This is a genomic window from Streptomyces adelaidensis, from assembly GCF_016598475.1.
In the GTDB taxonomy this organism is placed as follows: Bacteria; Actinomycetota; Actinomycetes; order Streptomycetales; family Streptomycetaceae; genus Streptomyces; species Streptomyces adelaidensis.
Map to the genome: position 1 here is coordinate 1 of NZ_JAEMUX010000027.1, position 20,138 is coordinate 20,138.

A 20,138-nucleotide genomic window follows, 5' to 3' on the forward strand; every position below is an offset into this window, starting at 1 on the left:
CTCTCGCCCGCGGCCGGCCTCGTACCGGCCGCCGCGCCCGCGGCTCACGACCGGCGGACCGACCGTCCGCCCCGTCGCCGCGCCGCGGGATGAGCACGCACCCGCGTCACTGTCCAGCGAGAGCGAAAGACATGCAGTCGATCACCGACACCACCCCCCACGCGTCCGACACCACCCCCCACGCGTCCGACACCACCCCCCACGCGTCCGACACCACCCCCGTCCCTGTCAACCCGGCTGCCACCCCCGGCCCTTCGGCCCTCCCGGCACTCGTCGGCAACACGCCGCTCCTGCGGGTGTCCCAGCCGCTGACCCCGGCCGGTCACGGTTTCTGGGCGAAGCTGGAGGGCTTCAACCCCGGCGGCATCAAGGACCGGCCCGGCCTGTACATGGTCGAACGGGCCCGCGCACGCGGCGCGTTGCGGCCCGGCGGCCGGATCATCGAGTCCACCAGCGGCACCCTCGGCCTCGGCCTCGCGCTGGCCGGAATGGTGCACGGCCACCTCGTCACCCTGGTCACCGACCCCGGTCTCGAACCGTCCATGACCCGACTGCTCGGCGTCTACGGCGCGGACGTCGACATCGTCACCGAACCGCACCCGACCGGCGGCTGGCAGCAGGCCAGGCGCGACCGGGTCACCGAACTCCTCGACCGGCACCCCGGCTCCTGGTGCCCGGACCAGTACAGCAACCCGGACAACACGGCCGCGTACACCCCGCTCGCCCTCGAACTCGCCTCCGCGCTGGGCCACATCGACGTCCTCGTGTGCAGCGTCGGCACCGGCGGGCACTCCGCGGGCGTGGGCCGGGTCCTGCGGCAGCTCTACCCGGAGATCCGGATCGTCGGCGTCGACACCATCGGCTCGACCATCTTCGGCCAGCCCGCCCGCACCCGGCTGATGCGCGGCCTCGGCTCCAGCATCTACCCGCGCAACGTCGCCTACGACACCTTCGACGAGGTCCACTGGGTCGCCCCGCACGAAGCCGTGTGGACCTGCCGCCGCCTCGCCGCCTCCCACTACGCCACCGGCGGCTGGAGCGTCGGCGCGGTGGCCCTCGTCGCGAGCTGGCTGGCCCGCACGGAGGCCGCCGACACCCGTATCGCGGCCGTTTTCCCCGACGGACCCCAGCGCTACCTCGACACCGTGTACGACGACGAGTACTGCGCCCGGCACGGAGTCCTCGACGGACCACCGGCCCCGGAACCCGACGTGATCGGCCGCCCGGACGAGAAGGAGGTCGCCCGCTGGACCCGCTGCACCGACGTCGTCGACCCCCTCACCCCGCGCTCCACGGCCCGCGAGGAGGCCGGCGAGTGAAAGGGACCCTCGCACAGGCGCGGTCCTACGACCGTGCCGTCCAGCTGTTGATGGTCAACCAGTTCACCATCAACCTCGGCTTCTACATGCTGATGCCCTACCTGGCCGCGCACCTCTCCGGCACGCTCGGCCTCGCCGGCTGGATCGTCGGACTCGTGCTGGGTGTACGGAACTTCAGCCAGCAGGGCATGTTCGTGGTCGGCGGCACCCTCGCCGACCGGTTCGGCTACAAGCCGCTGATCGTCGCCGGCTGCGTCCTGCGCACCGCCGGCTTCGCGGCTCTCGGATTCGTCGACTCCCTGCCCGCACTGCTGGCGGCGTCGGCGGCCACCGGCCTCGCGGGCGCCCTGTTCAACCCGGCCGTACGGGCCTATCTGGCCGCGGAGGCAGGGGAGCGCAGGGTCGAGGCGTTCGCCCTGTTCAACGTCTTCTACCAGGCCGGAATACTGCTGGGCCCGCTGGTCGGCATGGTCCTCACGGGCGTCGACTTCCGCGTCACCTGCCTGACGGCGGCCGGCATCTTCGCCGTACTGTCGATCGTGCAGATCCGCGCGCTGCCCGCCCGGGGCCGGGCGGACGGCGAGGGACAGCGGGACGAAGGCCGGCAGAGCGTCCTCACCCAGTGGCGCGGCATCCTCGCCAACCGGCCCTTCCTGCTCTTCTCCGCCGCCATGACCGGCTCCTACGTCCTCACCTTCCAGGTCTATCTGGCCCTGCCCCTGGAGGTACGACGCCTCGGCGGGGAAGGGGAGTTCGGCACGGCCGCGGTGGCGGTGCTCTTCGCGGTCTCCGGGCTGAGCACGATCCTCGGCCAGACCAGGGTGACCGCGTGGTGCAAGGCGCGCTACGAGCCCGGCCAGGCGCTGATCCGGGGGCTGGTCGTCATGGGCGCCGCGTTCGTCCCCCTGCTGGTCGCCGCGACGCTGCCGGTGCCCGAAGCCGGAGTGGCCCGGTGGCTATTGGCCGCCGTCCCGCCGACGCTGGCCGCACTGCTGCTGGCCATCGGCACGATGATCGCGTACCCCTTCGAGATGGACACCATCGTCCGCCTCTCCGGGGACCGCCTCGTGGCCACGCACTACGGCCTGCACAACACCGTCTGCGGCATCGGCATAACGGTCGGCAACCTGCTCACCGGCGCCGCACTGGACGCCGCCCGCGAGGCCGGCCTGCCCGCGCTCCCGTGGATCTCCCTGTCCGCGCTCGGCCTCGGCTGCGCCGCATCGGTGTACGGCCTCCACCGCACAGGCCGCCTGGCCGCACCAGCACCCGCACCTGGACCCGGACCCGGACCCAGGCCGGTCGCGGTCTGACCGGCCCGGTCATCGACTGAGCCACTGAGCCAGGAGGGGCGGGCGCCCCACAGCGCCCGCCCCTCCTAACCGCGATCGGGTCTGCTCTCCGCCTGCGCGCCGACCGCACCCCGGCGCCGCACGCCCTTCGCCAGAACCCCGCCCAGGAAGCCGGTCACCAGCCCCCACAGCAGGGCGAGGCCGAGCGCGGACCACAGTTGCGGCCGCAGGAACACCTCGCCGCCCAGGTCGCCGCCGAGGTCGCCGATGCCGAGTACCGACAGCCCGTAGTGGGCGGAGATCCGGGCGACGAGACAGACCGTCAGGACGGTGAGGGCGAGGGCGGCCGCCATGTGGACGGCGTGCTGCCACAGCCGTACCCCGGCCGGGGAGCGGGCCGCCATCACGAACGCGGCGAAGAGCAGCAGCACGGCGTTCACGGCCACCAGCCACCACACGCGGCCGTCGTACTCGGCGAGGGAGCCCAGGTTCAGGGTCGAGATGTCGGGCCCACGCACCACCTCGTCCAGAACCTTCGGCATCGGCAGCCCGAAGGGCCCCTCCACCTGGCCGTCCCAGGTGGCGCCCAGGCCGATCGTGAAGGCCAGCCACACGAGGTTCGGCAGGCCCAGCAGGATCACCGCGGCCGTCTCGGCGGCCTGCCCCCGGGTCAGCGCCACCACCAGCCCGATGACCAGCCCGAGGCCGACGTATGCCAGCAGCAGCCCGACCATCGCGTACGCCGCCGGGCGCACCGACTCCTGGAACCGCAGCAGCCGCGCGGGCAGCGGAGCGCCGCGCGACACCAGCAGGGCCAGTACGAGGACCCCGGCCAGCCACAGCAGACCGAAGAAGACGGTCGGCATCACGGCCGCCTCGAACCCCACATCGGCGGTGGTGCCGAAGAAGTCGCCCACGTCGCCGAGCGGGATCGCGAAGGTCTGGCGCGCCGCGAGCGCCAGCCCGATGAGTGCCGCCAGCCACAGGGCGGCGATCCGGGCGGCCCAGCCCGCGAGTTCGGGCGCCCCCGCGACCGCCCGGTGCCGCAGGGGCCGCAGGAACCCGGCGGCGATCACCAGCGCGCCGACGAGAGTCACCGACAGCGGGACCACGGTCAGGCCCGCCTGGGTCTCGGCGATCCCCCCGGCACCGCCGGAGAGTTCGATCGTGCCGCCGACCGCCGTCACGACGGTGGCCGCGACGACCCGTGGGAACGCGTTGTCCGGGAGGTCCCCCGCACCCGCCGCCCACAGCCCGAGCGCGGCCACCACGATCATCGAGATCACTCCGGCCAGCACCGTCGCGAGGGCCTGGGGCCAGCCGTGGCGGGCGACCGCCCGCTCAGGGGCCGTCTGCCGGGGACGCAGGGTCTGGGGATTCACTCTTGCCACGCTAAGCACGGCCCGGGCACTCCGCGCGCCGGGAGACCCGAACCCCTCCGCTTGCGAGCGGCACGGGACCGGAGCACACAATGGGCCTGTTGTGGAATAAAGCGGCTGTAAATTCGCGAATCTGTCAGGAATCGCCTGAATGTGTGCGTCGCCGCAGAATCCCTACGGCGGGAGAAGACCCGTGAGCGTCGAACAACCGTCCTCCGGCCGCCCGACCGGACCGCCCTCCGGCCCCCTCTCCGGGCCGTCGCAGCCCCACCCCACCCCGCCCAGCCCGACCCGGCCGAGCGGCCAGGTACCGCCGGAGCCGCCGAGCGACGCCCCGGGCCCGGGCGGACCCGGCGGCCCGGGAGGCGGTTCCGGGGGTGGCGGTGGGGGCGGCGGCTCCGGGCAAGGGCCCGGCAGCCCCGGTCATCCCTGGTGGCGATCGGCTCCCCGCATTATCCTCATGGTCACCGCGGCCGTCGTCGCCGTGGCCCTGATCGTCGTCTTCACCCGCTCCGACGACTCGGGCGGCTCCGCCGGCGGCGAGGTGTTCCTCCAGGCCGCCGGCAAGTCCGGCCCCGACCCGTTCACCGAGTCGACGGCGAACGACAGCTCCACCACGCCCGAGACACCCACGGCGACACCGAGCAAGTCGGAACCCGCCAACGTGACGCGGGCCGTGGACGGTTCGGCCCCCGGCCTCTACGGCGGCACCCGCAACGTCGCCAGCTGCGACGTGGAGAAGCAGATCAAGGTGCTCGGGGCGAACCCGGCCAAGAACAACGCGTTCGCCTCCGTCCTCGGCATCAAGTCCTCCGAGGTCCCCGCCCACCTCCGCTCGCTCACCCCGGTGCAGCTGCGCATGGACACCCGGGTCACCAACCACGGCTACCGCGACGGCGCCGCCACCAGCTACCAGGCCGTCCTCCAGGCCGGCACCGCCGTCCTCGTCGACGACCGGGGAGAGCCCCGGGTGCGCTGTGCCTGCGGCAACCCGCTGAAGCCGCCGGTCGCGCTGAAGACCACGCCCGAGCCGAAGGGCGACTCCTGGCCGTCGTACCGGCCGCAGAACGTCGTGGTCGTGGAGCGCTCGACAGTGATCGTCAACGTGTTCGTCCTCTTCGACCACGAGCACGACGACTGGTTCAGCCGCCCCCACGGCGACACGGGCGAGAAGGACAAGAAGACCACCCCGCCCGTCAACCAGCCCTCCCCGTCGGCGTCGACGTCGTTCTCCGAGGAACCGCCCTCCGAGTCGCCCGAGCCGTGCCCCTCGTCGCCCGGCGGCGCGCCGCCGAACCGTGACGCCGACGAGGACGAGGCGAGCCCGTGCCCCTCGTCGTCCTCGGTGACACCGTCACCGTCCTCCTCCACCCCGTCGGAGCCGGAGACGCGGACCTCCGACCCCACGTCGGAGCCGGAGACGCGGACTTCCGACCCCACGTCGGAGCCGGAGAGCCCCGAGACGGACGACTCGTCGCCGGAGAACCTCACCACGACGACCGAGTCGGCGTCCCGCAGCAGCGTCCCGGAGTCGACCACGACCTCCCCGGAGTCCTGAGGAGGCGCGGGCTCCGGGGACTCACTCGTCGATCGCCGACCCGAACGACGTGTCCACGTAAGGCGCTCCGAGCGACGCGGCGTTGTACGTCCACGAACCCGAGGCCGTGATGCCGCCCGCGCCCGCCGAGAGCACCCAGACATGACCGTCGCCGGTGTTCTCGCCCGGCGCGGCGGCCAGCAGCCCGAAGCGGCCGGCGCGGTTCGGGTCGGTCAGCCGGACCTGGGCGCCCCACTTGTCGCCCTTCTCGGCGGCGCCCGGCACATCGGCCGAGTTCTGGTCCCAGGACCTGGCGCCGGACGAGGTCAGCCCGGCGGCCGAGCCGCGCAGCACCCATACGGCGCCCGCGTCCTCGACGGTGCCGATGTCCTCGCCCGCCGCCCCGATCGCCACGTCCGCGTACCCGTCCCCGTCGGTGTCCGCGACCGACAGGTCCGAGCCCCAGCCGTCACCGGCCTCGGCGACCCCGGGCACACCGGGGGAGTCCTGCACCCACCAGTCGGGCTCGGCCGCCGGACCGTCCGGACCGCCGAGGCGCACCCCGACCAGGCCGCCGGTCATGGTCTCGCCGGGGTTGTCGTCGGGGGAGTTCGGCTCGCCGGTCACCAGATCGTCGTAACCGTCGTCGTTGATGTCCCCGGACGCCGCGACCGGACCGCCGCGCAGATCACGCTCGTACGTCAGCCCGTCCGCCTGCCCGGACAGATAGGTGGACCAGCCGTGACCGGGCTCGTCACCGACGCTCACCCCCGACACGATCAGGTCGGCGAAGCCGTTCTTGTCGTAGTCGCCGGTGGTGAGGGACTTGGGCAGGATGTCGCGCGGCTCCGCCTCAGCGCCGAACTCCTGTGTGGACTGGCGGCGCAGCGAGCTCGGCGCCGAGTCGTCGTACCCGAACAGCTCCAGGTCGTCCCCGTCGAGGACGGCGAGGATGTCCCCGTCGGTCTCGGCGGTGAAACGGGCCGCGGCCAGGCCGACGCCGAACCGCTCACCGGCGGTGGGCTCCTCGGTCTCCAGCCAGTCGCTCTCGGCGCCCTTGAGCCCCGCCTTCGAGCCCCACAGGATCGCCACCCCGCCCGCGTCCTTGACGGTGCCGAGGTCCTCGCCGGGAATGCCGACCACCGCGTCGTCGAAGCCGTCGCCGTCGAGGTCACCGGTGGCCACCGCCCGGCCGAACCCGTCGCCGATCTCGGCCGCGCCGGCGATCCCCGAGGTCGACTGGCTGAACCGGGCCACATCGCTCGTGCCGATGCCTCTGGCCGAGCCGTACTGCACGGTCACCAGACCCGCGCCGCTCTTGCCGCTGACGGTGGCACCGGGCGCGCCGACGAGCACGTCCTCGTACCCGTCACCGTTGAAGTCGGTGTTGCGGTCACTGGCCCGAGTACTGCCGGGCACCCCGGCGTACGCGGAAGGGGCGGTGGCGATCGCCGCCCCGGAGACGAGAAGAAAGGTGGCCGCCGCGAGGGCTGCCGAACGGTTCTTGCGCATGTGCGGCTCCAGACAGTAAGAACGGCCGGGCTGCGCGGGGGTGTCCGGAAAGGGCCCGTTCCTTGTCCAGCGCCCTGTTTGACACCGCATGGGGTGCGAGGGTTGTACGGGAGTTCACGGGAACTACGGCCGGTGTCCAGCGGCACGGTGGGCCCGGTGTTCGTTCTATCCTCGGCTGATCTGCCGGCGTGGACCACGAAGTGCCTGGCCGGCCCGGCAGCCATGGACCAGTGGCATGGCCGAGGGGTGACGGACCAATGACGATCAGGGCGAAGGTTCCGAGAGCAGGCTGTGCGGGCGCGGACCAGGGCCTCGCGCGCACGAGGTGGGGAACATGAACGGGACCACACGCATGGTCAAGGTCAATGTGGCGCTGGCAGCGTTATTGCTCCTGTTCGTCTCCGTATTGGCCCTACGCGCCCAGACCGGCCCTGATCCGGGCCGCAAGCCCGATATGACCTGGGAGTACGACAAGGTCGTCCAGGGCGAGGGCGAGGGCGATACAGAGTTGTCCGGCGTGATGGCGGTCGCCGTCGACGACGTCTGGGTGGTGGGTCAGTCCACTCCCAACGTCGGGAACGCCGGGGACGAGTCGGCCGGCGACGGCTTCCTTCTGCACTACGACGGCACCGGTTGGCAGCGCCGTCCCATGCCGGAGTCGTTCGGCAAGAGCGTCTACAACGCGCGCTTCGACGCTGTGGACTCCGGCGGATTCCTGCTGACAGCGAGCCTGGACCTGAACTCGCTGCGGATGGCCAACTGGGACGGCACACGCTGGACCGCGCTGCCCAAGCTCCCCGGAGACCCCCGGGCCGACGACGTAAGGGCCTTTGCCGCAGACGACATCTGGGTCGTCGACGGTCAGACCCGGACGTACCACTGGGACGGCACCCGCTGGACCGCCATGGACCTGCCCGTCACCGTCACCGCACTCGATGGCGTCGCACCCGACGACCTGTGGGCGGTCGGCCACCACGAACCGTATGACGACGACGATCCGGCCCTGCCCTTCACGCAGCCCGCCGCCATGCACTGGGACGGCGGCGGCTGGAAGCCCGTATCGATGCCGGAGTACCGCTTCGAAGTCTGGCCCACCGAGCCCCACGCCGGCGTCAACGCGATCGCCGTGACGGCACAGGACGACGTACGGGCCTACGGCTATCTCGCCTCCTACAACGAGGACGACGATCCCGACCCGCCCGACGAGGACATCCGGCTGCACTGGAACGGCACCCGCTGGACCAAGCTGCCGAACGCGAGGGGAGCATGTGCCGACCGCGGCCACGCGGTCCGCGACGGTGAGCGCGGGGCGGTCCTCGGTGCAGGCCGGTACCTCACAGCGGACGGCGACTGCGAAAAGATCGCGCACTCGAAGCTGCCGAGCACCGACGGCATCAAGGCCGGCGCAAAGCAGTCACTCCAGCTGAACGCCATCACCGCGGTCCCGGGCACCGACAAAGTCATCGGCGTCGGCTCCGTCGGAGTCTCCCAGGGCCGCGATTCGACGTACAGAGCGGTGATCGCCGGCCTGCGGCGCTGAAGGCCGGAAAGTGACCTGCGGAAGGCAGGCCGGCGCGACCGAAAACGGGTTGCGGTCGAAGATCGTGACGCGGCAGGCTCCCCCCGTGAAGATGCATGCCAACCAGCTGACGGTGTCACTCGAGACGGTGCGTACGTTGGTGGATCAGCAGTTTCCCGAGTGGCGGAGCCTGCCCGTCAGGAGCATCGCCGGCCAGGGTACGGTCAATGCCATCTTCCGCATCGGCGATCAGTTCACAGCGCGGTTCCCTCTGCGGTCCGCAGACGTCGAGCCGACGCGGGGCTGGCTGGAGTCCGAAGCGGAAGCGGCCCGTGAGCTGGTGGGTGGCACGCGGTTTCCGACGCCCGAGCCGGTCGTGCTGGGTGAACCCGGGGCAGGCTACCCGCTTCCGTGGTCGGTGCAGACGTGGCTGCCTGGCGTCGTGGCTGCCGACGAGGATCCAGGTGAATCGGTGGCGTTCGCCCATGACTTGGCCGATTTCATCGGCGAGCTACGGGCAATCGACACGCGGGGCCGCACGTTCGCCGGCACCGGCCGGGGAGGCGAGCTGCAATCCCACGACGCGTGGATGGAGACCTGTTTCGAGCACAGCGAGCAACTCCTGGACGTTCGCCGGCTTCGCCGAACCTGGACAACGATGCGTGATCTGCCACGCGGCGCAGCCGAGGACGTGATGACCCATGCTGATCTGATTCCCGGCAACGTGCTCGTGTCCGCCGGCCGGCTGGCGGGGGTTCTTGACGTGGGCGGCTTCGGGCCGGCCGACCCTGCTCTGGATCTCGTGAGTGCGTGGCATCTGCTCGAGACGGGGCCGCGGCAGATACTCCGCGAACACCTCGGCTGCGACGACCTCGAATGGGAGCGAGGCAAGGCATGGGCCTTCGAGCAGGCGATGGGTCTTGTCTGGTACTACGTCGAAACCAACCCGGCCATGAGCCGGTTGGGCCGGCGCACCTTGGAACGCATCCTCGCGGACACGTCGCTCGCCCGAACTCCCTCCTGAGACACTGAGCGCGTGCGCGCCGCCCGCCGGGGCGTCGTTGCACTGCGCGTGACGACCTGCTCGGGGTGTTCCGCGATCCGTGCCGCCCGGCAAGCGGTTGTTGGACGATGTACGGCAGGCCGGACTTCCGCCTCGCCAGGCCGGAGACCTGGCCCGGCCCGGACGCGGACCTGGTACGGGTTGCCGGCCCGTGACGGCACCGCGAAGTCAGGATGTGGAGGCCGCGGCGATTGTTTGCCCGGCCCGGCCGCTAGCGTCAGCGGATCGAACGCGAACACGCCCAACCACGTGGTGTCCCTCGACCGCCGGTCCCGCTTCGTCGGCGCCACCGGGTTCCCGCTCGCCGACCATCTGCTCGCGCTCCGCCAGGGCGACGCCGTGGCGATCTTCCAGCCGGGACGCGCCCCGCACGAGCGTTCGGCGACCGCGTCGACGCCGTCCTCACCGCACCGCGCCCCCCGCCGGCATCACCTCGGAGGCGCTCACCGGCTCGTCGAGGCCGGACGTGCCGCCCCTCTCCCTGACGACCCTGGACGAGACCCGGGCCGTGAACACCGCCCACCAACTGACCGTGCCGCGCGAACAGTTGCTGCCCACCAGCAACAACCGGAAGAACTGAGGCATGGAAAAGCGGTGGCGGACCGGTGCGGCGACCACCGATGCTCCTCCGCATGAGCATGAGCGACAGCCTCGGGGCGCGGCCCCACGAAGAGCCCCTGCCGGAGCGACGGATCGGATGGGGTGACCGGTTCGTCGGCCCCGAAGGGGACCCGCGCGGCGAGGGAGGGTACGAGGGGGAGCGGGCCACCCTGGTCGGGTATCTGCGCGACCAGCGGCTCACCCTGGAGCTGAAGTGCTCGGGGCTCGACGCCGAGGCCCTGGCCCGCCGCTCGGTCCCGCCCTCCGACATGTCGCTGCTGGGCCTCGTCCGCCACCTGGCCGGCGTGGAACAGTACTGGTTCCGCGAGGCCCTGGCCGGCCGGTCGGCGCCGCGCCACTACCGCGCCGGCGACGACCCCGACGGGGACTTCCACGGCGCCGCCGCCGACCCCGAGGCCGTCGCCGACGCCTGGCGGACCTGGCGCTCGGAGGTCGACTTCGCCGAGCGGTTCGTGGCCGCGGCCCCCGGCCTCGGCATCACCGGCCGTCACGACGACCAGCCCATCGCCCTCCGCGAGGTCCTGGTCCACATGATCGAGGAGTACGCCCGCCACAACGGCCACGCGGACTTCCTCCGCGAACGCATCGACGGCCGCATCGGTCAGTGATCCGTACGAGGCCACGCCGCATCGGTCAGTGATCCGTACGAGGCCACGGCCGCATCGGTCAGTGACCCGTACGCCTCTCCGGCCGCCTCGCCGTGATCAGCTCATGCAGATAGCACTTGGCGATCCGGCCGCCGTGACGCGTGTCGATCAGCTCGCGGATGTCGCCCAACAGGCCTTCGCGGGACGGCGCGTCGAGCGCGCGGTGGCCGGAGTAGGTCAGCAGCACATCGATGTACTCCTGCGCCGTGTACGTGATCTCCCGCGTGCACCGGTACGAGCGGAGGTCGTCCCAACCGGCCAGCTCACTCGTGTCCGTGACGATCTCGGACTCGTCCTGGAGGCGCAGACCGGGCGGCGTGGCCGGGTCCCAGCGCTCGTAGCACTCCTGGACACGGGCGAAGAAGTCGAGGGTGCCGCCCTTGACGTGTTCCGTCGTGACGAGCGCGAACGTGCCGCCGGGACGCAACGCCCGCCCCACCTTGGGAATCCGGACCGCCGGATCGAGCCAGTGGAACGCCGTCGCGATCATCACCACGTCGAACGGTTCGGCGGGCGGCGGCCACTTCTCGAAGTCGGCCACCTCCACATGCGCCCGCGGAAAGGGCCGCAGATTGCGCCGGGCCACTTCCGCCATGGCCGGACCGAGCTCGACGGCCGTGACCTGCCCGCCGAACTCGGCGACAGGGACGGTGAGTTGACCGGTGCCGGGGGCGATCTCCAGGACGCGGGTGCCGGGCCCCAGGTCCGTCCGCGCGGCCAGCTCCGCCACCAGGGACCTGGGATAGCGGGGCCGGGCGCGGTCGTACAGCTCCGCCGCCTCGTCGAAGATGCCGCGCAACATCGCCGTGCCTTTCCGCCGGACCGGGATTTCCCTGAGGGCTGAACGTGGGTCCCTGTACCCGCGGCCCCGGGCTCATAGTCTGAAGGGGTGACGAATCCCGCGCCGAACGAAGCCCGCGTCATCCCCCTGCGCCGGGCGGCCCCCGTGCACGCCCCCGAGGCCCCGCCCGCCAAGGAACCCCTCTGGCGCGACCTCGTCGGCGATGTGCTCCGGCGCGAGCGGCTCGCCCAGGAACGCACCCTGAAGGACGTGGCCGACGCGGCGCGGATCTCGATGCCGTACCTCTCCGAGGTGGAGCGAGGCCGCAAGGAAGCCTCCTCCGAGGTCCTCGCGGCCGCCGCCCAGGCACTCGGCCTGCGCCTGGGCGACCTGCTGTCGCTCGCCCAGGACGAACTGACGACCCGCCGGGCCGCTCACGCCCTCACCCGTTCGCGGACGGCCACGACACGCCGTACGACCACCACGGCGCCGTACGACGGGCTGTGCCTCGTCGCCTGACCGGCGGCGCGGGCGTCAGACCCCGACGAGCCGACGGCTCACCACCTCGTCGGCGAGGCCGTACGCGACGGCCTCCTCGGCGGTGAACACCTTGTCCCGGTCCATGTCGGCGCGCAGATCCGCCACATCACGGTGGGTGTGGCGGGCCAGGACCTCCTCCACCTGGGCGCGGATGCGGATCATCTCCTTGGCGTGCAGGGCGAGGTCGGAGACCGTGCCCCGGCTGCCGCCGCTGGCCGGCTGCCCGAGCAGCACCCGCGCGTGCTCCAGCGCGAACCGCCGCCCCGGATCCCCGCCCGCGAGCAGCACCGCCGCCGTGGAGGCCGCCTGCCCCACGCAGAACGTCGAGATCGGCGCCTGCACGTACGTCATCGTGTCGTAGATCGCCATGAGCGAAGTGAACGATCCACCGGGGGAGTTGATGTAGATAGCGATCTCGCTCTCCGGGGACGACGACTCCAGATGCAGGAGCTGCGCGATGACGACGTTCGCCACCCCGTCGTCGATCTCCGTGCCCAGGAAGATGATCCGCTCGGACAGCAGCCGGCTGAACACGTCGTACGACCGCTCGCCCTGCGGGGTCCGCTCGACCACGTTCGGAATCGTGTACGTCCCCATCACTGCAGCCCCATCCGTCGGCGTGACGCGGCCGGCCGCACATCGTCGAGCGCCTCGACGACCCGGTCGACCATCCCGTACTCCTTGGCCTGCTCGGCCGTGAACCAGCGGTCGCGGTCGCCATCGCGGGAGATGGTCTCCTCGCTCTGGCCGGTGTGCTCCGCGGTGATCCGCTCGATGGCCTTCTTGGTGAACTCCAGGTTCTCCGCCTGGATCTCGATGTCCGCGGTGGTACCGCCGATGCCCGCCGACGGCTGGTGCATCATGATCCGCGCGTTGGGCAGCGCGTACCGCTTGCCGTGCGTGCCCACGCTCAGCAGGAACTGGCCCATGCTCGCCGCGAAGCCCATGGCCAGCGTCGACACGTCGTTCGGGATGAGCCGCATGGTGTCGTAGATGGCGAGGCCGGCGGTCACCGAACCGCCCGGACTGTTGATGTAGAGGCTGATGTCGGTGCGCGGGTCCTCCGCCGACAGCAGCAGCAACTGGGCGCAGACCCGGTTCGCCGAGACCTCGTCGACCTGGGTGCCGAGGAAGACGATCCGCTGCGCGAGCAGCTGCGCGGCGAGATGGTCGTCGTAGCGTGACGGCGGGGTGTCACCCTCCTCGGCGCGCGGGGCGAGCGGCGGGGCCCAGCCGGTGATCGGTGGAGTCATACGGTCCTCCCTGCGGGTGCGGCGGCCGCGGTGGCCGCTGCCTCCACTCTCCCCACCGAACGCCTCTCACCTGGCCTTTCTCTGCCCGCAGCAGATTCGCCGACAGCAGAGCGGCGCCAGCCGTACGCCGCCCGTGGCACCGCCCGCCGCATCCCGTGCCCGCGCCACCGATGAGTTTCCGGAACAGGATCGGTCGATACGGATGACGACACACCACGCCTGAGGAGGCACACATGACCAGCGACGGATTCACCACCTGCCTGTGGTTCGACGGCCAGGCCGAGGAGGCTGCCGCCCACTACGTCTCGGTCTTCAAGAACTCCCGGCTCGGAAGGATCACCCACTACGGCGAAGGCGCGCCCCAGCCGGCCGGCTCCGTGCTCACCGTGGACTTCGTGGCCAACGGCCAGAACTTCGTCGCCCTCAACGGCGGCCCGGAGTTCAAGTTCACCGAGGCCATCTCCTTCCAGATCCTCTGTGACGACCAGGACGAGATCGACCACTACTGGAACAGCCTCACCGAGGGCGGCGGCGAGGGCGGCCCCTGCGGCTGGCTCAAGGACCGGTTCGGGGTGTCCTGGCAGGTCGTGCCCAAGGAGCTCATCGAGATGATCAGCGACCCCGACCCCCGGAAGGCGGCCCGCGCCACCGCGGCGATGATGGCGATGGGCAAGCTCGACCTCGCCGAACTGCGGAAGGCGTACGCGGGCGAGTAGGCGGGCGACCGACGGGCCCCCTGGCGCACCACGGTCCCACCACCCTGGTGGGCGGTTCCCACGACGGGGCCTCCCACCAGGGGACATGCCGGGATTTCGGACGTTCTTTACCTGCGCCGGGTAGCGGTGGCGCAGCGGGTCGGTGAGTCTTTCCTGTGCACCGCCTGTACCCGGAGGAACAGGGAACGTCTCCCTCACCGCCTGGCTGCTCACGATCGTGGCCCTGTGCGTGCTGGTCGCCATCGACTTCTTCATCGGCCGCAAACCCCACGACGTGTCGATCAAGGAGGCCGGCATCTGGTCGGCCGTCTGGATCACCCTGGCCATCGCGTTCGGGCTGGGGGTGCTGGCCGTCGGCGGGGGCAAACCCGGCGGAGAGTTCTTCGCGGGCTTCATCACCGAGAAGTCCCTGAGCGTCGACAACCTCTTCGTCTTCGTCCTGATCATGGCGAAGTTCGCGGTGCCCTCGCAGTACCAGCAGCGCGTCCTGATGGTCGGCGTCCTCGTGGCGCTGGTGCTCCGCGCGGTCTTCATCGCGGCCGGCGCGGCGATCATCTCCAGCTTCTCGTGGGTCTTCTACCTCTTCGGCGCGTTCCTGATCTACACCGCCTGGAAGCTGGTGGAGGACGCCCGCAAGGGGAGCCACGAGGAGGAGTACGAGGAGAACAAGCTGCTCAAGGCAGTGGAGAAACGATTCGGTGTGGCTGACCGGTACCACGGCACCAAGCTGTGGATCGAGGAGAACGGCAAGCGCGTCATGACGCCGATGCTCGTCGTGATGCTCGCGATCGGCTCCACCGACGTCCTCTTCGCCCTCGACTCCATCCCCGCGATCTACGGCCTCACCCAGGACCCGTACATCGTCTTCACCGCCAACGCCTTCGCCCTGATGGGCCTGCGCCAGCTCTACTTCCTCATCGGTGGCCTGCTGAAGAAGCTCGTCCACCTCTCCTACGGCCTCTCGATCATTCTCGGCTTCATCGGCGTCAAACTCGTCCTCCACGCCCTGCACGAGTCCGGCGTCCACGTCCCCGAGATCTCCATCCCCTTCTCGCTCGGCTTCATCGTCCTCGTCCTCGCGGTGACGACGGTGACGAGCCTGTGGGCTTCCAAGAAGCAGGCGGAGCGGGAAGCGGTGCCCGGCGCCGAGGACGAGCGCACGCCGGAGGAGGTCTAGGCGTCCCGCTGCACGGTTGCGTCCGCGGGCAGGTGGCTCACCACCAGAGCGGCGGCCTCCGCGGGCGTCGCGACCTCACCGAGCAGTTCGGCGTAGCCGGCCGAGTAGACCTCGTACGGCGGCCCGCCGTACAGGATGAACGGCAGCCCTCGGCCCGGTCCGGGCCAAGGCGGCGGGGCACAGCGGAGGAAGGCCAGCGTCCCGTGGGTCGGGAAGGGATAGAGGGCGCGCAGGCGCGGCTCGGCGTGTGCGGCCTCGACGACGGCGGGGAGCCCGTCGTGCGTGGCGCCCCGCGTGCCCGACTTCCGTGCCCGAAGCCAGAGCCAGGCGGTCGCGATATCAGGAGCTCGGGACATGGGCGCCATCCTCCAGGTTCCCGAGGTCCGGCCACAAGTGATCTCCCAGGGGCCGCCCGTGAGTGACTCGGCGGTGTCTCAGGCGCTCGCGTCCGTGATCGCCCGGGTGATCTCGCGGGCGATCCGGGTGATGCCGGGGGAGGGCACCGGACACGGCTTCGGCTTCGATGTCGTTGGGGCCAGGCAGAAGTGCAGGTAGTCCTTGTCGTGGTGGAGGGCCGTGCGGTCCTGGCCCGGCTCGGTGCAGTAGCCGTCGTGCTCGCGTTCGTACGCGGTGCAGGGCAGGTACTGGGTCCAGGCGTAGCGGTCGGCGGCCGGGCTCACGGTTCGGCCGGCGTCGGCGACGAGGTCGCCGGAGGCCTTGGCCTGCTTCTCGTACAGGGCGTTGACGCGGCGCACCCGGTCCGGGGTGATCGGGTCCGGGCCCTGCAGCACCCACACGATCTTCGGGCGGTGCGTGCCGCCCGCGTCGGCGATCTGCTCGGTGAGCTGTTCGGCGGCGGCCGCGTACCGCTGGAAGTACCGCGTGCGGGCCTTGTCGTAGGTGATGCCGTCCATACAGGGCGTGTAGTCCCACGCGTTGCCCCAGAACTGCAGGACCACGTAGTCCGGGCTCAGCCGCCGCACCAGCGCGGCCGCCTTGTCCCCGTTCGGGACGAGCGAGCGGTCGGCGGTGCCCTCCAGGTAGTCGCAGAGGGTGGTGCCGGAGTACGGGGCGCTGGTGTAGCGGGCGTCGAGGCCGTCCTTGAGGAACCTGCCGAGAACCTTCTGGTTCTCCATGGCGAGCGAGTCCCCGAGATAGAGCACCTCGGGAGCGGGACGCGCCGACGCCTCCGGGCGGGCGTCGGGGGAGGCGGCGGCCCGCTGCCGGGTGGTCGGCGAGGCGTCCGGCGCCGAGGCCGACGGCGGTGCCCCGTCGGGCGCGGACTCCGGGTCCCCGCACGCACCGAGCAGCAGCGCGGCGAGCACCGCACCCGCCACTCCCACGATCCACGGCTTGCGCATACGGCGACTCCAGCCCCGGCCGACGAAACGGTTCCCCAGGCAAGCACAGCCGACAGCAGGGGGGAAGACCCCTGTCGGCCACGGGGGCGCCCGGTCCGGCCGGACGCCCCCGCGCTCACGTCACGGGGTCATACCGCCCGAGCAGGCGGCACCAGGCTCCGGCGTCTGTTCACCCTGCACGTACTTGTCGAGGAACTTCTGGACCCGCGGGTCGGACGCCTTGTCCACCTTCAGCTGGTGCTCCCAGGCGTTCAGCACGATCGGCGAGGACTGGTCCTCGTACGGGCTCATGAAGGTGTACGTCGTGTTGGTCACCAGCTCGGTCAGGGACTCGACGTCCGCCTTGGCGGCCTTGTCGTTGTACGTGATCCAGACGGCGCCGTGCTCCAGCCCGTGCACGGCGTTCTCGTTCGGCACGGCCTTGGTGTACACCTGCTTGTCGCAGTTGACCCACGCCTGGTTGTGGTCGCCGCCGACCGGCGGGCTCATCTTGTAGTCGACGGTCTCCGAGACATGGTTCTGGGAGAGCTTCGACCAGCTCTTCACGCCGCTGATCGGCGCCGCCTTCGCCTCGTCCTTCTCCTGGGCGGAGTCGATCAGGAACCAGCCGCCGCCGACGAGCCCGGCGAGGATCACGGTGGTCGCGCCGAGGGTGATCAGCCGCATGCGCCGCTCACGGGCCTGCTCGGCCTTGCGTATCTCCTCGACGCGGGCACGCCGCGCCGCTTCCCTGGCCTTCGGGCTGTTGTTCTTGCCCTTGGGGCCGCCGTTGTTGGCCTTCGCCTTGGATGAAGCCATGAGGATGTCCTTCTCCCCGCCGCGCCCCGCACGGGCATGGCGGTCCTGCGAGTCGTCTGGGATCTGTCACATGGGGCCGACGGCCGGTCTAGACGCGCAGCAACTGCAGTTCGTGGAGATCGGGAGGGCGGGCCCGCCCCGGCTCCCCGGACCTCGCCGGCGCCACGAGCGCCGGCGCCGTCACCGGCTGCCAGGGCGCGGTCGTGTGATCCGCTCCGGGCAGCGGCACATGGCCGAGGACCGCCCGCGGATCGTGGGAGTGGCAGCCGTGCTCACCGGGACGGTGCTCGCAGGGGTCGCGCTCCGCGAGGCCCGCCTTCGTGACGACCGGCCGCCCGTCCACCGGCGCCGCGGCCACCTGATGCGGACGCCGCACCGGAGCCTCTCCGGGAGGCGACCCCGCACAGAACAACAGGAACGTCGTCAGGGCCAGCGAGACCACGAGCACCAGCCGCGCCGCCCGGGCCCGGGCGTACGGCATCGCCGTACGTCGGAACGGTTGGCCGGACATGGAGGCACCTGACGAGTCGAGGCGAACGGGAGTGCGAGTGTCGCTGAAATTATCAGACGACGCACAGCCGTGGTCCCGTCCCACGGAACTCGGGCCCGTCCCGTCGTCTCCCTCGTCCCCCTGCCTCCGTGACGGGACGACCACGAAGGCCCGCACGCACCGCTTTCACGCGGTCTGTCCCGTTCGGCGCGCGTCCGGGCCCGCTCCTGGCTAGCGTGAGAGCCGGGGAAATGACCCGTCGAACCAGGAGAGTGGCAGTCATGGCCGCACACCCCGAGGGAACGCCCTGTTGGGCCGACGCGATGTTCAGCGACGTCGAGGGGGCGAAGAGTTTCTACGGCGACGTACTGGGCTGGACGTTCGGCGAGGCGTCCTCCGAGTACGGCAACTACACACAGGCGTACGCCGACGGCAAGGCGGTGGCCGCCGTCGTCCCGCCGATGCCCGGGCAGGAGGGGCAGTCCGCCTGGTGCCTGTACTTCGCCTCGCCCGATGTGAACGCCACCGCTGCCAAGATCCGTGACAACGGCGGTGAGGTGCTGATGGAACCGATGCAGGTCGGCGACTTCGGCTCCATGCTGCTGGGCCGTTCCCCGGACGGTGTCGTCTTCGGCGTCTGGCAGGCCGGTGTCCACGAGGGATTCGAGGTCATGGGTGCGCCCGGTGCGTACGTCTGGGCCGAGATCTTCACCCGCGAGCCCGAGAAGTCCGACACGTTCTTCCCGGCCGTCTTTGCGTACCGGGCCAAGCAGATGGACGACCCCGAGAACCCCGGGATGGACTTCCGGGTCTTCGACCTCGGGGAGAACCCGCTCCTCGGCCGGATGAAGATGACCGAGGAGTTCCCGCCCGAGGTGCCGTCGTACATCAACGTCTACTTCACCGTCACCGACTGCGACGACGCGGTCGCCAAGGCCACCAAGCTGGGTGGCACTCTGCGCTTCGGCCCGATGGACACCCCCTTCGGCCGCTTCGCGGCGCTCAGCGATCCGCAGGGCGCGTCGTTCTCCGTCATCGACGTCGCCCACACACAGGGCGAGATGCCCACGCTGAAGGACGTCGGCTGAACGGACGACGCGGCGGTGTGCGCCGGGGCGTGGGACCCGTGGACGGTCCCACGCCCCCGCGCATGGCATGATCGAGGCCATGCCGGAACGTGTTGTGGCCGCCTGTGACGGAGCCTCCAAGGGAAACCCCGGACCAGCGGGCTGGGCCTGGGTGGTTGCCGAGGACGACGAGATCCCTTCGCGTTGGGAGGCCGGCCCGCTGGGCAGGGCCACCAACAACATCGCCGAACTCACCGCGCTGGAGCGGCTGTTGGCCGCCACCGATCCGGCCGTCCCGATCGAGATCCGGATGGACTCCCAGTACGCGATGAAGGCGGTCACCACCTGGCTGCCCGGCTGGAAGCGCAACGGCTGGCGTACGGCCGCCGGCAAGCCGGTCGCCAACCAGGAACTCGTCGTCCGTATCGACGAGTTGCTCGCCGACCGCGCCGTGGAGTTCCGCTACGTCCCCGCCCACCAGGTCGACGGCGACCGCCTCAACGACTTCGCCGACCGCGCGGCGAGCCAGGCGGCCATCGTCCAGGAATCCGCCGGCACCGAACTGGGCTCCCCGGAACCCCCGGCGGCGCCCGACGCGGTCCCCGCCCGCCGAAGCCCGGCGAAGCAGCCCGGTAAGTCCGGCGGCAGGCCCGGCACCCGCACCGGCTCGTCCGCGACGTCGACCGCGTCCTCGTCCCGCACCATCAAGGCCAAGTTCCCCGGCCGCTGCCTGTGCGGCCGCCCGTACGCCGCAGGGGAACCCATCGCCAAGAACGACCAGGGCTGGGGCCACCCGGAGTGCCGTACGGCGGAGAAGACCGGAGCCCAGTAGCGCCGTGTCTCGTTCGCGTCCGATCACCTCGGCCGCGTCCGACGCGGGTACCCAGGCCCGGCGCGGGCCAACGTGGTCAGGCCACGTCGAACGTGTAGTGCGCGGTGTGGTCGAGCAGCGCCGCCGGGGTCGTGTCGTGCCACTGCCTCATGGTCTCGTCGAGATCGACCACGTTCGACGTCCCGGCGGCCGGCAGGTAGGCGGAGCCCGGGTGGCGGCTTCCACCCGGTGGCG

Annotated in this window: 21 protein-coding genes and 1 pseudogene; 11 read left to right on the plus strand and 11 right to left on the minus strand. The window is 71.2% G+C overall.

Annotated features, from left to right (window positions below; all coding sequences use genetic code 11):
* The first annotated feature begins 131 nt into the window (after window positions 1-131).
* Window positions 132-1,319 (plus strand): PLP-dependent cysteine synthase family protein, encoded by a 1,188-nt coding sequence (locus tag I8N67_RS17715; protein WP_200304088.1) that lies wholly within the window; start codon window positions 132-134, stop codon window positions 1,317-1,319.
* Entirely contained in the window at window positions 1,316-2,632 is a 1,317-nt protein-coding gene (locus tag I8N67_RS17720) for an MFS transporter (protein ID WP_200304089.1), read from the plus strand. The genes I8N67_RS17715 and I8N67_RS17720 overlap by 4 nt, the downstream gene beginning before the upstream one ends.
* A 65-nt stretch (window positions 2,633-2,697) precedes the next feature.
* Here the strand turns inward: I8N67_RS17720 and I8N67_RS17725 are convergent, their stop codons facing one another.
* Window positions 2,698-3,993, minus strand: a complete 1,296-nt coding sequence (locus I8N67_RS17725; protein ID WP_200304090.1) for a streptophobe family protein — start codon at window positions 3,991-3,993, stop codon at window positions 2,698-2,700.
* A gap of 190 nt (window positions 3,994-4,183) precedes the next feature.
* Between I8N67_RS17725 and I8N67_RS17730 the strand changes: the two genes are divergently transcribed.
* Window positions 4,184-5,548 (plus strand): DUF6777 domain-containing protein, encoded by a 1,365-nt coding sequence (locus I8N67_RS17730; protein ID WP_307835265.1) that lies wholly within the window; start codon window positions 4,184-4,186, stop codon window positions 5,546-5,548.
* Window positions 5,549-5,569: 21 nt separating this feature from the next.
* Here the strand turns inward: I8N67_RS17730 and I8N67_RS17735 are convergent, their stop codons facing one another.
* Window positions 5,570-7,039, minus strand: coding sequence for an FG-GAP-like repeat-containing protein (locus tag I8N67_RS17735; protein WP_200304092.1), 1,470 nt, complete (start codon window positions 7,037-7,039; stop codon window positions 5,570-5,572).
* A gap of 334 nt (window positions 7,040-7,373) precedes the next feature.
* On the opposite strand from I8N67_RS17735, the gene I8N67_RS17740 reads away from it, so the two are divergent.
* Both I8N67_RS17740 and I8N67_RS17745 read left to right on the plus strand, forming a co-directional pair.
* The gene (locus I8N67_RS17740) at window positions 7,374-8,579 is read left to right on the plus strand and encodes a hypothetical protein (RefSeq protein ID WP_200304093.1); all 1,206 of its coding nucleotides are present in this window, start codon (window positions 7,374-7,376) and stop codon (window positions 8,577-8,579) included.
* 85 nt (window positions 8,580-8,664) lie between these two features.
* Window positions 8,665-9,582, plus strand: coding sequence for an aminoglycoside phosphotransferase family protein (locus tag I8N67_RS17745; protein WP_307835266.1), 918 nt, complete (start codon window positions 8,665-8,667; stop codon window positions 9,580-9,582).
* A 441-nt stretch (window positions 9,583-10,023) separates the two neighbouring features.
* Here the strand turns inward: I8N67_RS17745 and I8N67_RS17750 are convergent, their stop codons facing one another.
* Window positions 10,024-10,206, minus strand: coding sequence for a hypothetical protein (locus I8N67_RS17750; protein WP_200304094.1), 183 nt, complete (start codon window positions 10,204-10,206; stop codon window positions 10,024-10,026).
* A 35-nt stretch (window positions 10,207-10,241) separates the two neighbouring features.
* Between I8N67_RS17750 and I8N67_RS17755 the strand changes: the two genes are divergently transcribed.
* Window positions 10,242-10,850, plus strand: a complete 609-nt coding sequence (locus I8N67_RS17755; protein WP_200304168.1) for a DinB family protein — start codon at window positions 10,242-10,244, stop codon at window positions 10,848-10,850.
* A 58-nt stretch (window positions 10,851-10,908) separates the two neighbouring features.
* Here the strand turns inward: I8N67_RS17755 and I8N67_RS17760 are convergent, their stop codons facing one another.
* Window positions 10,909-11,691 carry a class I SAM-dependent methyltransferase gene (locus I8N67_RS17760; RefSeq protein WP_200304095.1) on the minus strand — a complete coding sequence of 261 codons (783 nt, stop codon included), beginning with the start codon at window positions 11,689-11,691 and terminating at the stop codon, window positions 10,909-10,911.
* Window positions 11,692-11,778: 87 nt separating this feature from the next.
* On the opposite strand from I8N67_RS17760, the gene I8N67_RS17765 reads away from it, so the two are divergent.
* Complete coding sequence (locus tag I8N67_RS17765) at window positions 11,779-12,189, plus strand: helix-turn-helix domain-containing protein (protein ID WP_200304096.1); 411 nt, start codon at window positions 11,779-11,781, stop codon at window positions 12,187-12,189.
* Window positions 12,190-12,204: 15 nt separating this feature from the next.
* Here I8N67_RS17765 and I8N67_RS17770 read toward each other — a convergent pair whose 3' ends face one another.
* Both I8N67_RS17770 and I8N67_RS17775 read right to left on the minus strand, forming a co-directional pair.
* Window positions 12,205-12,807 (minus strand): ClpP family protease, encoded by a 603-nt coding sequence (locus tag I8N67_RS17770; RefSeq protein ID WP_200304097.1) that lies wholly within the window; start codon window positions 12,805-12,807, stop codon window positions 12,205-12,207.
* Window positions 12,807-13,463, minus strand: a complete 657-nt coding sequence (locus I8N67_RS17775; RefSeq protein ID WP_200304098.1) for an ATP-dependent Clp protease proteolytic subunit — start codon at window positions 13,461-13,463, stop codon at window positions 12,807-12,809. Before I8N67_RS17775 ends, I8N67_RS17770 begins: the two co-directional genes overlap by 1 nt.
* Before the next feature lie 233 nt (window positions 13,464-13,696).
* Here I8N67_RS17775 and I8N67_RS17780 point away from each other — a divergent pair, with 233 nt between their 5' ends.
* Entirely contained in the window at window positions 13,697-14,179 is a 483-nt protein-coding gene (locus I8N67_RS17780; protein ID WP_200304099.1) for a VOC family protein, read from the plus strand.
* A gap of 142 nt (window positions 14,180-14,321) precedes the next feature.
* Window positions 14,322-15,356: a TerC family protein gene (locus I8N67_RS17785; RefSeq protein ID WP_200304100.1), complete on the plus strand. Its 1,035-nt coding sequence runs from the start codon at window positions 14,322-14,324 to the stop codon at window positions 15,354-15,356.
* Here the strand turns inward: I8N67_RS17785 and I8N67_RS17790 are convergent.
* The 4 genes from I8N67_RS17790 to I8N67_RS17805 all read right to left on the minus strand — a co-directional run bounded on the left by I8N67_RS17790 (window position 15,353) and on the right by I8N67_RS17805 (window position 18,026).
* Window positions 15,353-15,712 carry a DUF6193 family natural product biosynthesis protein gene (locus I8N67_RS17790; protein ID WP_200304101.1) on the minus strand — a complete coding sequence of 120 codons (360 nt, stop codon included), beginning with the start codon at window positions 15,710-15,712 and terminating at the stop codon, window positions 15,353-15,355. The two genes, I8N67_RS17785 and I8N67_RS17790, sit on opposite strands and share 4 nt — an antisense overlap.
* Before the next feature lie 78 nt (window positions 15,713-15,790).
* Window positions 15,791-16,717 (minus strand): SGNH/GDSL hydrolase family protein, encoded by a 927-nt coding sequence (locus I8N67_RS17795; RefSeq protein WP_200304102.1) that lies wholly within the window; start codon window positions 16,715-16,717, stop codon window positions 15,791-15,793.
* Between the two features lie 120 nt (window positions 16,718-16,837).
* Window positions 16,838-17,515 carry a thioredoxin-like domain-containing protein gene (locus I8N67_RS17800; RefSeq protein WP_200304103.1) on the minus strand — a complete coding sequence of 226 codons (678 nt, stop codon included), beginning with the start codon at window positions 17,513-17,515 and terminating at the stop codon, window positions 16,838-16,840.
* 88 nt (window positions 17,516-17,603) lie between these two features.
* The gene (locus I8N67_RS17805) at window positions 17,604-18,026 is read right to left on the minus strand and encodes a DUF6153 family protein (RefSeq protein WP_200304104.1); all 423 of its coding nucleotides are present in this window, start codon (window positions 18,024-18,026) and stop codon (window positions 17,604-17,606) included.
* Window positions 18,027-18,286: 260 nt separating this feature from the next.
* Here I8N67_RS17805 and I8N67_RS17810 point away from each other — a divergent pair, with 260 nt between their 5' ends.
* Entirely contained in the window at window positions 18,287-19,093 is an 807-nt protein-coding gene (locus I8N67_RS17810) for a VOC family protein (RefSeq protein ID WP_200304105.1), read from the plus strand.
* A 67-nt stretch (window positions 19,094-19,160) separates the two neighbouring features.
* A complete protein-coding gene (locus I8N67_RS17815; RefSeq protein ID WP_200304106.1) occupies window positions 19,161-19,904 on the plus strand; it encodes a ribonuclease H family protein in 744 nt (247 codons plus the stop codon).
* Window positions 19,905-19,980: 76 nt separating this feature from the next.
* Here the strand turns inward: I8N67_RS17815 and I8N67_RS17820 are convergent.
* Window positions 19,981-20,121: pseudogene (locus I8N67_RS17820) on the minus strand (tyrosinase family protein); the annotation flags it as partial.
* Window positions 20,122-20,138: the final 17 nt, after the last annotated feature.

Excerpts from the sequence above, each read along its gene's own strand:
- I8N67_RS17800 (WP_200304103.1), bottom strand. The coding sequence starts at position 17,515 with ATGGCTTCATCCAAGGCGAAGGCCAACAACGGCGGCCCCAAGGGCAAG.
- I8N67_RS17805 (WP_200304104.1), bottom strand. The coding sequence starts at position 18,026 with ATGTCCGGCCAACCGTTCCGACGTACGGCGATGCCGTACGCCCGGGCC.
- I8N67_RS17740 (WP_200304093.1), top strand. The coding sequence starts at position 7,374 with ATGAACGGGACCACACGCATGGTCAAGGTCAATGTGGCGCTGGCAGCG.
- I8N67_RS17815 (WP_200304106.1), top strand. The coding sequence starts at position 19,161 with ATGATCGAGGCCATGCCGGAACGTGTTGTGGCCGCCTGTGACGGAGCC.
- I8N67_RS17795 (WP_200304102.1), bottom strand. The coding sequence starts at position 16,717 with ATGCGCAAGCCGTGGATCGTGGGAGTGGCGGGTGCGGTGCTCGCCGCG.
- I8N67_RS17750 (WP_200304094.1), bottom strand. The coding sequence starts at position 10,206 with ATGCCTCAGTTCTTCCGGTTGTTGCTGGTGGGCAGCAACTGTTCGCGC.
- I8N67_RS17770 (WP_200304097.1), bottom strand. The coding sequence starts at position 12,807 with ATGGGGACGTACACGATTCCGAACGTGGTCGAGCGGACCCCGCAGGGC.
- I8N67_RS17810 (WP_200304105.1), top strand. The coding sequence starts at position 18,287 with ATGGCCGCACACCCCGAGGGAACGCCCTGTTGGGCCGACGCGATGTTC.
- I8N67_RS17790 (WP_200304101.1), bottom strand. The coding sequence starts at position 15,712 with ATGTCCCGAGCTCCTGATATCGCGACCGCCTGGCTCTGGCTTCGGGCA.
- I8N67_RS17755 (WP_200304168.1), top strand. The coding sequence starts at position 10,242 with ATGCTCCTCCGCATGAGCATGAGCGACAGCCTCGGGGCGCGGCCCCAC.
- I8N67_RS17735 (WP_200304092.1), bottom strand. The coding sequence starts at position 7,039 with ATGCGCAAGAACCGTTCGGCAGCCCTCGCGGCGGCCACCTTTCTTCTC.
- I8N67_RS17780 (WP_200304099.1), top strand. The coding sequence starts at position 13,697 with ATGACCAGCGACGGATTCACCACCTGCCTGTGGTTCGACGGCCAGGCC.
- I8N67_RS17775 (WP_200304098.1), bottom strand. The coding sequence starts at position 13,463 with ATGACTCCACCGATCACCGGCTGGGCCCCGCCGCTCGCCCCGCGCGCC.
- I8N67_RS17760 (WP_200304095.1), bottom strand. The coding sequence starts at position 11,691 with ATGTTGCGCGGCATCTTCGACGAGGCGGCGGAGCTGTACGACCGCGCC.
- I8N67_RS17715 (WP_200304088.1), top strand. The coding sequence starts at position 132 with ATGCAGTCGATCACCGACACCACCCCCCACGCGTCCGACACCACCCCC.